General features: G+C 62.2%; 11 protein-coding genes. 5 read left to right on the top strand and 6 right to left on the bottom strand.

Annotation, left to right across the window (positions count from 1 at the left end):
- Positions 1 to 257 precede the first annotated feature (257 nt).
- Positions 258 to 1,364, bottom strand: a complete 1,107-nt coding sequence (locus NMB41_RS20925) for an IS481 family transposase (RefSeq protein WP_494379720.1) — start codon at positions 1,362 to 1,364, stop codon at positions 258 to 260.
- 174 nt (positions 1,365 to 1,538) lie between these two features.
- Complete coding sequence (gene metH, locus NMB41_RS20920; protein WP_494379719.1) at positions 1,539 to 5,318, bottom strand: methionine synthase; 3,780 nt, start codon at positions 5,316 to 5,318, stop codon at positions 1,539 to 1,541.
- Positions 5,319 to 5,576: 258 nt separating this feature from the next.
- On the opposite strand from metH, the gene NMB41_RS20915 reads away from it, so the two are divergent.
- Positions 5,577 to 5,807, top strand: coding sequence for a BrnA antitoxin family protein (locus NMB41_RS20915; protein ID WP_494379718.1), 231 nt, complete (start codon positions 5,577 to 5,579; stop codon positions 5,805 to 5,807).
- Between the two features lie 52 nt (positions 5,808 to 5,859).
- Here NMB41_RS20915 and fmt read toward each other — a convergent pair whose 3' ends face one another.
- Positions 5,860 to 6,807 (bottom strand): methionyl-tRNA formyltransferase, encoded by a 948-nt coding sequence (gene fmt / locus NMB41_RS20910; RefSeq protein ID WP_494379717.1) that lies wholly within the window; start codon positions 6,805 to 6,807, stop codon positions 5,860 to 5,862.
- Positions 6,808 to 6,814: 7 nt separating this feature from the next.
- A complete protein-coding gene (gene def / locus NMB41_RS20905) occupies positions 6,815 to 7,357 on the bottom strand; it encodes a peptide deformylase (protein WP_494379716.1) in 543 nt (180 codons plus the stop codon).
- 293 nt (positions 7,358 to 7,650) lie between these two features.
- Here def and NMB41_RS20900 point away from each other — a divergent pair, with 293 nt between their 5' ends.
- The 3 genes from NMB41_RS20900 to NMB41_RS20890 all read left to right on the top strand — a co-directional run bounded on the left by NMB41_RS20900 (position 7,651) and on the right by NMB41_RS20890 (position 10,620).
- Positions 7,651 to 8,748 (top strand): LysM peptidoglycan-binding domain-containing protein, encoded by a 1,098-nt coding sequence (locus NMB41_RS20900; protein WP_494379715.1) that lies wholly within the window; start codon positions 7,651 to 7,653, stop codon positions 8,746 to 8,748.
- 7 nt (positions 8,749 to 8,755) lie between these two features.
- A complete protein-coding gene (dprA, locus tag NMB41_RS20895) occupies positions 8,756 to 9,892 on the top strand; it encodes a DNA-processing protein DprA (protein WP_494379714.1) in 1,137 nt (378 codons plus the stop codon).
- Positions 9,893 to 10,155: 263 nt separating this feature from the next.
- Positions 10,156 to 10,620: a Smg family protein gene (locus tag NMB41_RS20890; protein WP_136223162.1), complete on the top strand. Its 465-nt coding sequence runs from the start codon at positions 10,156 to 10,158 to the stop codon at positions 10,618 to 10,620.
- A 108-nt stretch (positions 10,621 to 10,728) separates the two neighbouring features.
- Here NMB41_RS20890 and NMB41_RS20885 read toward each other — a convergent pair whose 3' ends face one another.
- Both NMB41_RS20885 and NMB41_RS20880 read right to left on the bottom strand, forming a co-directional pair.
- Positions 10,729 to 11,154, bottom strand: a complete 426-nt coding sequence (locus NMB41_RS20885; RefSeq protein ID WP_494379713.1) for an organic hydroperoxide resistance protein — start codon at positions 11,152 to 11,154, stop codon at positions 10,729 to 10,731.
- Positions 11,155 to 11,283: 129 nt separating this feature from the next.
- Complete coding sequence (locus tag NMB41_RS20880) at positions 11,284 to 11,739, bottom strand: MarR family winged helix-turn-helix transcriptional regulator (protein ID WP_494379712.1); 456 nt, start codon at positions 11,737 to 11,739, stop codon at positions 11,284 to 11,286.
- A 312-nt stretch (positions 11,740 to 12,051) separates the two neighbouring features.
- On the opposite strand from NMB41_RS20880, the gene NMB41_RS20875 reads away from it, so the two are divergent.
- Positions 12,052 to 14,691, top strand: a complete 2,640-nt coding sequence (locus NMB41_RS20875; protein WP_494379711.1) for a DNA topoisomerase III — start codon at positions 12,052 to 12,054, stop codon at positions 14,689 to 14,691.
- Positions 14,692 to 14,760: the final 69 nt, after the last annotated feature.

Raw genomic sequence — 14,760 nt, 5'->3', positions numbered from 1 at the left:
TGTCTCCTTCAATATGGGACAAATCCCATGTGAATTAGGCAATGGCGCAGGCAGGAAGTTCATGGTGTAAACGGACAGAGCGCTCGCCGGAGGGACGTAGGGTGGGCGGGTCCCCCGCCCACGCGTTCAAATCACGTTTGAAATGCCCGCTCGGCTGTTCTGGTACTGGTTGAACGCGTGGGCGGGGAACCCGTGTATAGCACAGACACATAGGTAACAGGTGTCTAGACACATAGGTGACACTGCCGGGTTAAATTTTAGCGCCTTGTAAGTTGAATTTGGGTGACCTCTCGGTTACAGAAAATCACTTGGAAGAGCCCGTCTTCGTTGGCTGGACGGATGGCTACGTGCTCACCTGTTAAACCCTCGCCGACGAAGTAGTCGTGTCCTTTGAAGGTGAGCTGGCCATGTTGCCGGACCCGGCGCACGATGTCTTCATGGTCGTATTCAATAGCCGGTGGCTGAGCCGGAAGAGCCCTGGCACTGCGATGGTATCGCGTAATCGGTGGTTTCTGTCCTAAGGCTTCGTGGGGGCGTATCAGGTTGTACTGGTCACGCCATTCATCGAAAGCGACCTGGCATGCCGATATCGAATTGAAGCCGAAGCGTGCGAGCAAGTCGCGCTTGAGCGTACGGTGAAAGCGCTCGTCCTTGCCCTGGGTTTGCGGGTGAAGCGGCCTGCTATGGCTGACGCGAATTCCAAGACGAATGAGCCAGACTTCCAGGCGCGATAAGGTCTCGTGTCCTGACGTTCCCCATGGCGGGCCGTTATCACAGGTAATTCGTTCGGGTAGCCCATACAACTGAAATGCCCGCGTCAGCGCGCTGCGCACCTCGTCGCCAGTCTCGCCCGAGCAGGCAGTCAATGCGATGGAAAAGCGCGAATAGTCGTCCAGAACAGTCAGCGGGTGGCAACGGCCGGCACGTGGATCGGTCAATGCGAAATGACCTTTGAAATCCATTTGCCAAAGCTGGTTAGGCGCCTCATGCTCGAAGCGCTTCGTTGCCGGCCTGGTTCGATCGGATTGCGGCACCAGTTGGCAACCATGCCGACGCAGGATCGCGGCAATCGTATTTGGGTGCGGCGCAATGTCGTCAGGCAGCAAGGCACGCAACTTGCGCGCTCCCCAGCACGGGTACCTCTTATGCAATGCCAATACCTGTTCCTCGACTCTGGCGCTGCAGCGTCGGGGCATTGATAACGGACGCCTGGAACGGTCGTTCAGGCCCTCCTTGCCGTGTTCGAGGTAGAGATTGCGCCACTTGTAGCCTGTCTTTCGGCTGACGCCGAAAGACAGGCACAGGGCCTGCATGTCCGTGTTGGGCTCTGCCGCCAACATCGCAAACTCGAGTCGAGAAGACATTTGGTTACTCTCTTTCCAGGGCATCGCACACTCCATTTGTAGGCTGTGCAATGATCATAAAAGTGTTACCTATGTCTCTAGACAAGTGTTACCTATGTCCCTGTGCTGAACAACCCGCCCACCCTACGGCCTGCTGCGAACGTTACGACAATGCGTACAGCGGCGCGCTAACCCTTACGACAAATTCGGCGCCAGGTGCCGCTCGACTTCACTCTTGTCCATCCCGCGGCGCTGGGCCATGTCGACGACCTGGTCGTCGCCGATCTTGCCGACCACGAAATACTTCGATTCCGGATGGGCCAGGTAGAAGCCCGACACCGCCGCACCCGGGTACATGGCGTAGGACTCGGTCAGCTGCATGCCGATTTCCTCGGCCTGCAGCGTCTCGAACAGCTCCTTCTTGACCGTGTGCTCCGGGCAGGCCGGGTAGCCTGGCGCCGGGCGGATGCCGACGTATTTTTCGGCGATCAAATCCGGGTTGCTCAGCTCTTCGCCGGCGGCATAGCCCCACAGGTCGGTGCGCACGCGTTCGTGCAGGTATTCGGCGAAGGCTTCGGCCAGGCGGTCCGCCAGGGCCTTGAGCATGATCGACGAGTAGTCGTCGTGCGCCTCTTCGAAGCGCTGCTCGTACTTCTCGATGCCGAGGCCCGCCGTGACGGCGAACATGCCGATGTAGTCCGCCACGCCCGATTCTTTTGGCGCGATGAAGTCGGACAGGCACTGGTTCGGACGCTGCACGCCGTCGACCACGGGCTTCACACCCTGCTGGCGCAGGCCGTGCCAGGTGAAGGCGACCTTCTCGCGCGATTCGTCGGTATAGATCTCGATGTCGTCATCGCGCACGCTGTTGGCCGGCAGCAGGGCGATCGCGCCATTGGCCGTCAGCCAGCGTCCGTCGATGATCTTCTTGAGCAGGGCCTGGCCTTCCTCGAACACTTTCGAGGCCGCTTCGCCGACCACGTCATCGCTCAGGATGGCAGGATAGGGGCCGGCCAGGTCCCAGGTCTGGAAGAACGGACCCCAGTCGATGTAGCGCGCGAGCGTAGCGAGTTCGACATTCTTGAAGACGCGGCGCCCGATGAACTTCGGTTTCTTCGGCGCGAAGGCCAGCTTGGCCTTGTTGCCGCGCGCCTGCTCGAGCGTCAGCATCGGCAGCGCCTTTTTATTGGCGTGCTGCTCGCGGATGCGTTCGTAGTCGAGCTTGATCTCGGCCATGTACTGGTGGCGCGATTCCTCAGTCAGCAGCGACTGCCCGACCGCGACCGAACGCGAGGCGTCCGGCACATAGATCACCGGGCCGTCGTAATGCGGCGCGATTTTCACGGCCGTGTGGGCGCGGCTGGTGGTAGCGCCGCCGATCAGCAGCGGAATGCCGCGCTCGCGGAACCACGGGTCGCGCTGCATCTCGCGCGCGACGTGGGCCATCTCTTCCAGCGAAGGCGTGATCAGGCCCGACAGGCCGACGATGTCCGCGTTCTCGGCCTTGGCCTTGGCCAGGATGTCGGAGCAGGGCACCATCACGCCCATGTTCACGATCTCGAAGTTATTACACTGCAGGACCACGGAAACGATGTTCTTGCCGATGTCGTGCACGTCGCCCTTGACTGTGGCGATGACGATCTTGCCCTTCGGTTTGGCGACGATGCCGGTGCGCGCTTCTTCGCGCGCCTTTTCTTCTTCGATGAAGGGAATCAGGTGGGCCACGGCCTGCTTCATGACGCGCGCCGATTTGACCACCTGCGGCAGGAACATCTTGCCCTGGCCGAAGAGGTCGCCGACGATGTTCATGCCGTCCATCAGCGGGCCTTCGATCACGTGGATAGGGCGGCCTTCGGCTTTTAATACGGCCTGCCGCGCTTCCTCGGTGTCGTCGACGATCCACTGGGTGATGCCGTGCACCAGCGCGTGCGCCAGGCGTTTTTCGACGGGACCGTTACGCCATTCGAGGTTCTGTTCCTGCTTGCCGCCGCCGGCTTTCAGGCTGCCGGCAATCTCGATCATGCGTTCGGTGGCATCGTCGCGGCGGTTCAGCACCACGTCTTCGACGCGTTCGCGCAGTTCCGCCGGCAGGTCGTCGTAGACGCCGACCATGCCCGCGTTCACGATCCCCATCGTCATGCCGGCCTGGATCGCGTGGTACAGGAACACCGTGTGGATGGCCTCGCGCGCCGGGTCGTTGCCGCGGAAGCTGAACGACACGTTCGAGACGCCGCCCGAAACTTTCGCGTACGGCAGGTTCTGCACGATCCAGCGCGTCGCGTTGATGAAATCGACCGCGTAGTTGTTGTGTTCTTCGATGCCGGTGGCGATGGCAAAGATGTTCGGGTCAAAAATGATGTCTTCCGGCGGGAAGCCGACTTGTTCCGTCAGCACCTTGTAGGCGCGCGCGCAGATCTCGATCTTGCGTTCAAACGTGTCGGCCTGGCCCTGCTCGTCGAAGGCCATCACGATCACGGCGGCGCCGTAGCGGCGGCACAGGCCCGCCTGGCGCAGGAATTCTTCCTCGCCTTCCTTCATCGAAATCGAGTTGACGATGGCCTTGCCTTGCACGCATTTCAGGCCCGCTTCGATCACGCTCCATTTGGAGGAGTCGATCATGATCGGTACGCGCGAAATGTCCGGTTCGGAGGCGATCAGGTTCAGGAAGCGCGTCATGGCCGCCTGCGAGTCGAGCATCGCCTCGTCCATGTTGATGTCGATGACCTGGGCGCCGTTCTCGACCTGCTGGCGTGCGACAGACAAGGCCTCGTCGAACTGCTCGTTCAGGATCATGCGGGCGAAGGCCTTGGAACCGGTGACGTTGGTGCGCTCGCCGACGTTCACGAACAGCGACGATTCGTCGACGGTGAAGGGCTCGAGGCCCGACAGGCGCAGCGCGGTCGGGATTTCCGGCAGGGCGCGCGGCTTGGCCGTCGACAGCAGTTCGGAAATGGCCGCGATGTGCTCGGGCGTGGTGCCGCAGCAGCCGCCGGCGATGTTCACGAAACCGGCGTCGGCGAATTCGCGCAGAAGCGCGGAGGTGTCGCTAGGGAGCTCGTCGAAGCCGGTGTCGCTCATCGGGTTGGGCAGGCCGGCGTTCGGGTAGATGCAAACGAAGGTATCGGCGATTTGCGACAGCTCTTCGGCGTAGGGGCGCATCAGCGCCGCGCCCAGTGCGCAGTTCAGGCCGATCGTCAGCGGCTTTGCGTGACGCACCGAATTCCAGAAGGCGGGCACGGTCTGGCCCGACAGGATGCGGCCCGAGGCGTCGGTGACGGTGCCCGAGATCATGATCGGCTTGCGCACCACTCCCGGGTGCTCGGTGAAGTACAGGTCGATCGCGAACAGCGCCGCCTTGCAGTTGAGGGTATCGAAAATGGTCTCGACCAGCAGTACGTCAACGCCGCCTTCGACCAGGCCCGCTACCTGCTCGTGGTAGCTCGTGACCAGCTGGTCGAAGGTGACGTTGCGCGCCGCCGGATCGTTGACGTCGGGCGAGATCGAGGCCGTCTTCGGGGTCGGGCCGAGGGCGCCGGCCACGAAACGCGGCTTGTCGGCGCTGGTGTATTTGTCGCAGGCGGCGCGCGCCAGCCTGGCGGACGCGAGGTTCATCTCATGGGCCAGGTGGCCCATGTGGTAATCGTCCTGGGCCACGCTGGTGGCGCCGAAGGTATTCGTTTCGATCAGGTCGGCGCCGGCCGCCAGGTAGCGCTCGTGGATTTCCTGGATGATCTGCGGCTGGGTCAGCGACAGCAACTCGTTGTTACCCTTGACGAAGAGCTCGCGCGCGCCGCTGTCCGCGGGCGCGGCGAAGTGAGCGAAGCGCCCCGCGGGGCCGCCGCGGTAGGCGGCTTCATCGAGTTTGTATTGCTGGATGATGGTGCCCATGGCGCCATCCAGGATCATGATGCGGCGCGCCAGGATCTCGCGCAGCTGGATTTCGATCGGGGATGGGGAGGAGGTGGGGGCAGTCATCGGTCACTTTCTGGATGCGGGCAAGAGGTGTGCGCAAGGCGCTGGCACGGGAAGGGCGGTCTGAAATTATACGTCAATGCCGTGCTATCCCGCCCGCCTGGGTCAAGCCTGGGAAGATTGTATCGTTATGTGTTTATGCATCCCCTTGTTACACGGCGTTACAAAACCTGCCCGTTTAGCAATTTTACGGATACATACAGCGACGACAATAAAAGCACAGGCCATGAGAACGTGGCAGATTTGAACGGGATGGATAGCATGAACAAAGAGTACGAACCAGATTGGGACCAGTCTTCGATGCAGAGCCATACCATGGTTGCAGAGCCAAAAGCAGTGCCGGCGGGCGCCAAGCAGATCGTGACGATCCGCCTGGACGTCGACATGCTGGAATGGTTCAAGGGCGCCGGCCCGGGATACCAGACCCGCATCAACCAGGTCTTGCGTGAGCATATGGATGCCCAGCGCACGGCGGAGCTGGACGGGGACTGAACCCTGCGCCAGTTGTGACAACGCGCCCGATGGGCGCGTTTTTCATTACTGATCAAGCGAAGCTGAGACCTTCCAGCGGGAATCCTTTCAGGAACTCCGCCGCCGCCAGGCGCTTGCCGCCCGGTTTTTGCAACTGCTGCAGACGGAGCGCACCCATGCCGCAGGCAACCACGATGCCCTGCGCATCGGCCGATAACACCTGCCCCGGCTGCCCGCTGCCTTCGGCCAGTTGCGCTTCCCAGATCTTGATCACGGTCCCGTTCACGCTGCCTTGGGCACCGGGGAAGGGATTGAAAGCACGCACCTTGCGCCACAGATCGACTGCCGGCAGCGTGAAATCGAGCTTCGCCTCCTCCTTGCTGATCTTGGCCGCGTAGGTCACGCCTTGTTCCGGCTGCGGCTCGGACGGCAACGCGTCCTGTTCCAGGCGGCGCAGGGCCTCGACGATCATGCCCGCTCCCAGCGCGGCCAGCTTGTCGTGCAGGCTGCCGGTGGTGTCGAGGTCGGCAATCGCCACGCGTTCGATCAGCATCATCGGGCCCGTATCGAGTCCTTCTTCCATGCCCATGATCGTCACGCCCGTCTCCACGTCGCCGCTTTCGATCGCGCGGTGGATCGGGGCGGCGCCGCGCCAGCGCGGCAGCAGGGAACCATGGATGTTGATGCAGGGCGCGATGTCGAGCGTGCTGCGCGGCAGGATCAGGCCATAGGCCGCCACCACCATCACGTCGTAGTCGAGCGCAAGCAGGCGTTCATGCGCGGCACTGGCCTCGAGCGCGCGCTGCGGATCCTTGCTGTCGGTGCGCAGCGACAGCGGCTGCAGCACCTCGATGCCGTGTTCCAGCGCGACCTGTTTGACTGCGGAGGCCTGCAGCTGCATGCCGCGCCCGGCCGGGCGGTCGGGCTGGGTCAGTACCAGCGGGACTTTGATGCCGGCATCGATCAGGGCGCGCAGGGCGCAGGCGGCAAACTCCGGCGTGCCGGCGAAAACGACTTTCATCGGCGCCTTAGTAGCGGCGGCCGGCGGCCTTCAGGGCCGCTTCGCGTTCCAGGCCGCGCTCTTCCTTCTGCAGCTTGGCCTTGATGCGGTTGCGCTTCAGGGGCGACAGGTATTCGACAAAGACCTTGCCCATCAGGTGGTCCATCTCGTGCTGGATGCAGACGGCCAGCAGGCCTTCGCACTCAAGCTCGAAGAATGCGCCTTTGACATCCTGGGCGCGCACTTTCACGCGCGCCGGGCGCTCGACGCCGTCGTAGACGTTCGGCACCGACAGGCAGCCTTCGTCGTAGACCTGCTTTTCGTCGCTGGCCCAGGTGATTTCGGGATTGACGAACACCAGCAGCTCGTCATGCGTTTCGGTGGTGTCGATCACGACCACGCGCTCGTGCACGTCGACCTGGGTCGCGGCCAGGCCGACGCCGGGCGCGTCGTACATGGTCTCGGCCATATTGGCCACCAGCGTGGCCAGGCGCTCGCCAAATTCGGTGACCGGCACGGCGACCTTGTGCAGGCGAGGATCGGGATAGCGCAGGATGTTCAGGAGGGCCATATCAGCGTGTTCAGTAATAGTTATATAAGGTTTGTCTGGGAACGTGCCGTAGATCGGCCAATTGAGCACGGCAGAGGAGCAGGAATGCAACACATCGCCCAACTGGCAAGACGCGGTTTGTCTTGCTAGTTCGTGGATTTATGTGCAGAATTTGATTCAGTAGGGCAACCCTTTTCGATCCGCAGTGCGGGAAGGGAGTGACCATCGTGCTGTTCTCTTGCGCCGCGGCTGGCCAGGATGACGGGCACAGCCAGCAATTCCGTTGTCAATGCCGCATTTTACGGACGTCTTCAATGAAAAATTTTAGCACAGTCGCGACCCGCGCTGCAGCCGCGGCGCTCTTCGCGTGTGTTGTGGCCGGCCCCGTCCAGGCCGCTGAATGCAGCTTCAAGCCAAATGCCCCTGACCAGCATCGCGTCGTCAAGGGCGATACGCTGTGGGATATTTCCGGCGCCTTCCTCGAGCACCCCTGGTGCTGGCCCCAGGTCTGGGGCATGAACCGCGAAGAAATCCGCAATCCGCACTGGATCTATCCGGGCCAGATCGTGTATTTCGACCGCGTGCGCGGCCGTCTCTCGCTGACCAAACCCGGCAGCGGCGATGGCGACGGCGGGCTGCCCGTGCTGCGCCTGTCGCCCCAGGTCAGGAGCGAAGGTTTGGAGCGCGGCGCGATCGACACGATTCCCGCGAACGTGATCGAACCTTTCCTTACCCAGCCGCTGGTGGTCGAAAAGGATGCCCTCGAAGGCGCGCCGCGCATCGCCGCCTCCGGAGAAAGCCGCCTGTATCTGGGCACCGGCGACAAGGTGTATGTGCGTGGCAACTTGCAGGGCGCAACCGAATTCCAGGTCTTCCGTCCGGGCGGTCCCTTGCGCGACCCAACGACCGGCGCCGTGCTGGCGCACGAGGCCACCTATGTCGGCACCGCCAAGCTGGTCAAGGCGGCGGTACCCGGCGTCGACGTGCACACCATGCTGGTCTCGAGTTCTGTGACCGAAATGGGTGTCGGCGACCGCCTGATCCCGGCGCCGCCGCCGGCCGTGCGCAATTACATGCCGCATGCGCCGGCTTCCGTCATTGACGCGCGCGTGATGTCGATTTACGCCGGCGTGACCCACGCCGGACAGAGCCAGGTCGTCACTGTCAACCGCGGTTCGATTGACGGACTCGATGTCGGCTCGGTACTGCAGCTCTATCATTTCGGGAAGACGGTGGCCGATCCGGGAGCGAGGAAAGGCTTCTTCGGCATGAAGCAACCGACCATCAAGCTACCCGATGAGCAGTATGGCAGCCTGTTCATCTTCCGAGTGTTCGGGCGCGTTTCGTACGGCCTGATCATGCAAGTGACGGCGCCGGTGGAAGTCGGCGACGTGGCGAAATCACCGGAGTAAATCCACCGTGCAGGACACGGACCCCATCCCCGCCAGCCGCGTCAACCATCTCACCGACTGGCTGCGCCTCGAGGCCGCACGCGGGGTGGGGCTGCGCACCGCGCACCTGCTGCTCGGCGCCTTCGGCTCGCCGCGCGCCATCTTTCAAGCCGGCCATGCGGCGCTGGCCGCCCACGCCGGCCCCGCACTGGCATGCAGCTTGTCTGCGCCGCCGTCAAGCACCACACGCGCACTGATCGACGCCACGCTTGCCTGGCTCGACGACCCTTCGCACCATGTGCTGGTGCTGGGCGACCCCGCCTATCCGCAGGCGCTTGCGAATATTCCCGATCCACCCCTGCTCCTCTATATAAGAGGGCGCATCGATCTGCTCGCGCGCCCGGCGCTGGCCATCGTCGGCAGCCGCAATGCCACGGTGCAGGGAAAAGCCAATGCGCAGGCCTTTGCGACAGCGCTGTCGCATGCCGGCGTGTGCGTGGTGTCGGGCCTCGCGCTTGGCATCGATGCTGCGGCGCATGAGGGCGCATTGCGTGGTGCGGGCTCGACGATCGCCGTGGTCGGCACCGGCGCCGATCTGTCTTATCCGGCGCGCAACCGCCTGCTCGCCGAACGCATCGCCAATGAGGGCTGCATCGTCAGCGAATACGCGCTCGGCACGCCTCCCACCAGCGGCAATTTCCCGCGCCGCAACCGGATCATCAGCGGACTGTCTTCAGGCGTACTGGTGGTCGAGGCGGCGGCGCAATCGGGTTCCCTCATCACCGCACGCGTGGCGGGCGAACAGGGCAGGGAGGTGTTCGCCTTGCCCGGCTCGATCCATGCGCCGCTGGCCAAGGGCTGCCACCAATTGATCCGCGATGGTGCGCGGCTGGTGGAAACAGTGGGCGAAATATTCGAAGCGATGCACGTGTCGCCATTGATATTCCTGCCGCCGTCATCGGCTGCATCACCTGATGCATTGCCAACTGAAACAGACTGCACCGATTTGCTCATGCAACTCGGACACGAACCGCTCGATGTCGACGAATTACTGGAACGCAGCGGCAGCAATATCGGTCAATTAAGCATGGGCTTATTGGCACTTGAAATGGCGGGCATGATCGAGCGTTTACCAGGCGGAAAAGTGCAGCGCGTTCACACTTAAAGCACCTGACAAAGCCCTCATGCTGCGTTGCATTCGTCTCGCCGTACTGGCGTACTGTCTTCGACGATGCGCCTTGCCTGAGGGCTTTCTCAGGCGCTTATATGCCAGATGAATGGGATGTTAAAAAAGCGCATCATATCGATAATTACTCACAAGCCTATATGAACCGATAAGGCCGAAAAACGACGATTTCTGTTCCCCGCTTGCGCACGCACGCAGCAAGCTTGTACCTGTACGAGCTTAGCTGCTACAGTAGCGTCACTATGTTCGACATCCTGGTCTACCTCTACGAGACGTACTATCGTCCCGAAGCCTGCCCCGAGCCGGCTGCATTGGCACGCAAACTCTCCGCCGTCGGTTTCGACGACTTCGAGATCTGCGAGGCCATCGATTGGCTTACGGGTCTTACCGAAATGGCCGGCGAAGAGCTGGCAGACGTGGTCGCCTCTACCGGCACGCGTTATTACGTGGACGAGGAATATAACGAACTCGGCAGCGCCGCGATCGGCTTCATCCAGTTCCTCGAGAGCGCCAAGCTGCTCACGCCTTTGCAGCGCGAGATCGTCATCGAGCGCGCACTGGCAGTGGACGAATCGCCTGTCACCCTGAGCAAGCTGAAGATCATTGTCCTGATGATGATGTGGAGCCAGAACAAGGAGCCGGACGCACTGATCTTCGACGACCTGTTCGGTTCCGACGACGAGCAGATTCCCCGTCAGCTGCATTAAAGAATCGCACCTGCCGCCCGCCGGCAAGGACAATAAAAAAACCTGCCCGATTGCGGCAGGTTTTTTTTCGTGCACCGCGGTTGTAGTAATGCCCGCAGTCAAAATCTTTTAAACAATATTGAGCGTCACGTCGATGTTGCCGCGCGTGGCGTTCGAATACGGGCAGACCACGTGCGCTTTTTGCACCAGCGATTCGGCCAGCTCGCGCGCCAGGCCTGGAACTGAGACATTGAGTGTCACTTCGATGCCGAAGCCGTTTGGAATCGGACCGATGCCGACATCGGCCGCGATCGAGGTATCCGCCGGGAGCGCCACCTTTTCTTTTGCTGCCACGACTTTTAATGCGCCGATGAAACAGGCGGCATAGCCGGCCGCAAACAGCTGTTCCGGATTGGTGCCTGCGCCGCCCGCGCCGCCGAGTTCACGCGGCGTGGCCAGTGCGACATCGAGTTGCTGGTCGGACGAGACGGCGCGGCCGTCCCGGCCACCGGTGGCAGTTGCGTGAGCGACATACAAGGTTTTTTCGAGGGACATGTTTTTCTCCAAGGTCGTGGGAACAAGAGGACAGCGCCTTACCACGATAGATCGCTGTCGATTAAATCGCGCACTATATAAATGCGCGTATTTCATAAGTTCAGTTAATTAATAGATGCACTGCCTACGTTACGTATGTTCCGCCAGGCGCGCCCGTAACTGTTCCAGGTCGCGCCGGATCGCCTGCAATTGGTCCGGCTTGCAGCCCGTGGCGCAGAACGCATTCTCCGGCACGGCGCGCGCCTTGCTGCGCAGTGCACGGCCGGCCTCGCTCAGGCTGACCAGCACCTGGCGTTCGTCGTCCACGCCGCGTTCGCGCAGCACCAGGCCGGCTGCCTGCAAGCGCTTGAGCAGGGGCGTGAGCGTGGCCGAGTCGAGGAACAAACGCTCGCCCAGTGCCGAAACCGTCACGCCATCGGCTTCCCACAGCACCAGCATCACCAGGTATTGCGGATAGGTCAGGCCCAGGTCGGCCAGCAGGCGCCGGTACACCTTGGTCATGGCCAGGTTGGCCGAGTAGAGGGCGAAGCACAGCTGGCTGTCGAGGCGCAGCAGGGCGTCGGTCTTGGCGGATTTGCTTGTCATGGGCGCACTTTATGTCGTGCGCTATCTAATTGCAAGCGATTCATGTGCGATGCGCGCGACGGACACGCTGCTGGACGTGAGAAACGCATCGTTGCGCATGCGCCACGACCGTGCAATCGTGAGGCTGTCGATGTCGCGCCGCACAACGCAGGTGCAGAGGCTACTTGCGAACAGCACAATAACGCGCTTATCATTGGCCGCTCATTCAGGACTGTTACCACTAAGACACTTGGCCATGGCCACGGCCCCGCCGCCAAAGCATGTATGATGCGCAGGCCAAACACCTAATATATAAGCACGACGAGAAACCCTATGACCAAAACCCTCATCATCGCCGAGAAGCCGTCAGTCGCGAACGACATCGCCAAGACGCTGGGCGGCTTCACCAAGCACGATGAGTATTTCGAATCCGACGAATACGTCCTTTCGTCCGCCGTCGGCCACCTGCTGGAAATCGCGGTGCCCGAGGAATACGACGTCAAGCGCGGCAAGTGGAGCTTTACCCACCTGCCGATGATTCCGCCTTATTTCGCGCTGAACCCGATCGCGAAGACCGAGTCGCGCCTGAAGGTGCTGAACAAGCTCATCAAGCGTAAGGACGTCACCGCCCTCATCAACGCATGTGACGCGGGGCGCGAAGGAGAACTGATCTTCCGCCTGATCGCGCAGAATGCGAAAGCCAAGCAGCCCGTGAAACGCCTGTGGCTGCAGTCGATGACGGCCAACGCGATCAAGGAAGGCTTCAAGCAGCTGCGCACCGACGAAGAGATGCTGCCGCTGGCCGACGCCGCGCGCTGCCGTTCGGAAGCGGACTGGCTGATCGGTATCAACGGCACCCGCGCCATGACCGCGTTCAACTCGAAAGAGGGCGGGTTCTACTTAACCACGGTAGGCCGGGTGCAGACGCCGACCCTGTCGATCGTGGTCGAGCGCGAAGAGAAGATCAAGAAGTTCGTCTCGCGCGACTACTGGGAAGTGCGCGCCGAATTCGTCTGCGCCGCCGGCGTCTACGAAGGGCGCTGGCTCGACCAGAAATTCAAGAAGGACGAGAACGATCCCGAGAAGCGCGCCGAGCGCCTGTGGAGCAAGCTCGCCGCCGACTCGATCGCCGCCGCCTGCCGCGGCAAGCAGGGCGTGGTCACCGAAGAATCGAAACCGACCACCTCGATGGCGCCGGCCCTGTTCGACCTGACCAGCCTGCAGCGCGAGGCCAACGGCCGCTTCGGCTTCTCGGCCAAGAACACGCTGGGCCTGGCCCAGGCCCTGTACGAGAAGCACAAGGTGCTGACCTACCCGCGTACCGATTCGCGCCACCTGCCGGAAGACTACATCCAGACCGTCAAGGAAACGATGACCGCGCTGGCCGACACCAATAACTACAACCAATTCGCCAAGCAGGTCAGCAAGAACGGCTGGGTCAAGCCGAACAAGCGCATCTTCGACAACACCAAGATCTCGGATCACTTTGCGATCATCCCGACCGGTGTCGCCCCAAAAAACCTGTCCGAGCCGGAACAAAAGCTCTACGACCTGGTCACGCGCCGCTTCCTGGCCGTGTTCTTCCCGCCGGCCGAGTTCCTGGTCACGACCCGCTTCACCGAAGTGACGGGCCACCAGTTCAAGACCGAAGGCAAGGTCATGACCAACCCGGGCTGGCTCGCCGTCTACGGCAAGGACACCACGGGCGACGACAAGGATGGCGCCACGCTGGTCCCGGTCGCAAAGGGCGAGAAGGTGCTGACGGATAAAATCACCGCCAACGGCCTGGTCACCAAGCCGCCTGCGCGCTACAGCGAGGCAACCTTGCTGTCGGCCATGGAAGGCGCCGGCAAGCTGCTCGACTCGGACGAGCTGCGCGATGCGATGGCCGGTAAAGGCCTCGGCACGCCAGCCACGCGCGCGGCCATCATCGAGGGCCTGCTGACCGAGAAATACCTGATTCGCGAAGGACGCGAGCTGATTCCAACGGCAAAGGCGTCGCAGCTGATGACGCTCTTGCGCGGCCTGGGCGTGAACGAGCTGACCGCGCCGGAACTGACCGGCGAATGGGAATACAAGCTGTCGCAGATGGAGAAGGGCAAAATCTCGCGCGAAGAGTTCATGCTCGAAATTGCGCAGATGACGCAAATCATCGTCAAGCGCGCCAAGGAGTACAGCAACGATACGATTCCGGGCGACTACGCCACCTTGACGACGCCGTGCCCGAACTGCGCCGGCGTGGTCAAGGAAAACTACCGCCGCTTCGCCTGCACCAAGTGCGAATTTTCGATGAGCAAGACGCCGGGCAGCCGCCAGTTCGAGATCCATGAGGTCGAAGAACTGCTGGAAAAGCGCACCATCGGACCGCTGCAGGGCTTCCGCTCGAAAATGGGGCGTCCGTTCGCGGCCATCCTGCGCATCGTGCGCGATGAAGACATCAGCAACTTCAAGCTCGAATTCGACTTCGGCCAGGATCAGGAAGGCGGAGAAGACGGCGAGGGCGTCGACTTCACCGGCCAGACCGCGCTCGGCCCCTGCCCGAAATGCTTCGGCGGCGTCTACGAGATGCCGCTGGCCTATGTTTGCGAAAAGAGCGTGGCCAAGCCGAAGACCTGCGACTTCCGTAGCGGGCGCATCATCCTGCAGCAGGAAATCCTGCCCGAGCAGATGGCCAAGCTGCTCAACGACGGCAAGACCGACCTGCTGCCGGGCTTCGTGTCGCAGCGCACGCGCCGCTCGTTCAAGGCCTACCTGGCGCGCGCCAAGGACGGCAAGATCAGCTTCGAGTTCGAGGAGCGCAAGGCCAAGGCGCCCGCCAAGGGCAAGGCCGCAGCCCTTGAGGCCGCGCCTGAAGGCGAGGGCGGCGACGTCGCCGTGGCGGCCAAGGTAGCGAAGAAGCCGGCCGCGAAGAAAGCCGCAGCCAAGCCGGCGGCGAAGAAAGCGCCGGCCAAGCGCGCAGCCGCGAAGAAGTAATATAGGGGATACCGCGGGAGACTGCGGTCCCCAACGAAAAAAACCGCGGCCCTCGGGTCGCGGTTTTTT

Source organism: Massilia sp. FBCC-B171, from assembly GCF_059134155.1.
The sequence above is the reverse complement of the archived record's forward strand: the minus strand, read 5'-3'. Positions and strand labels throughout refer to the sequence as shown.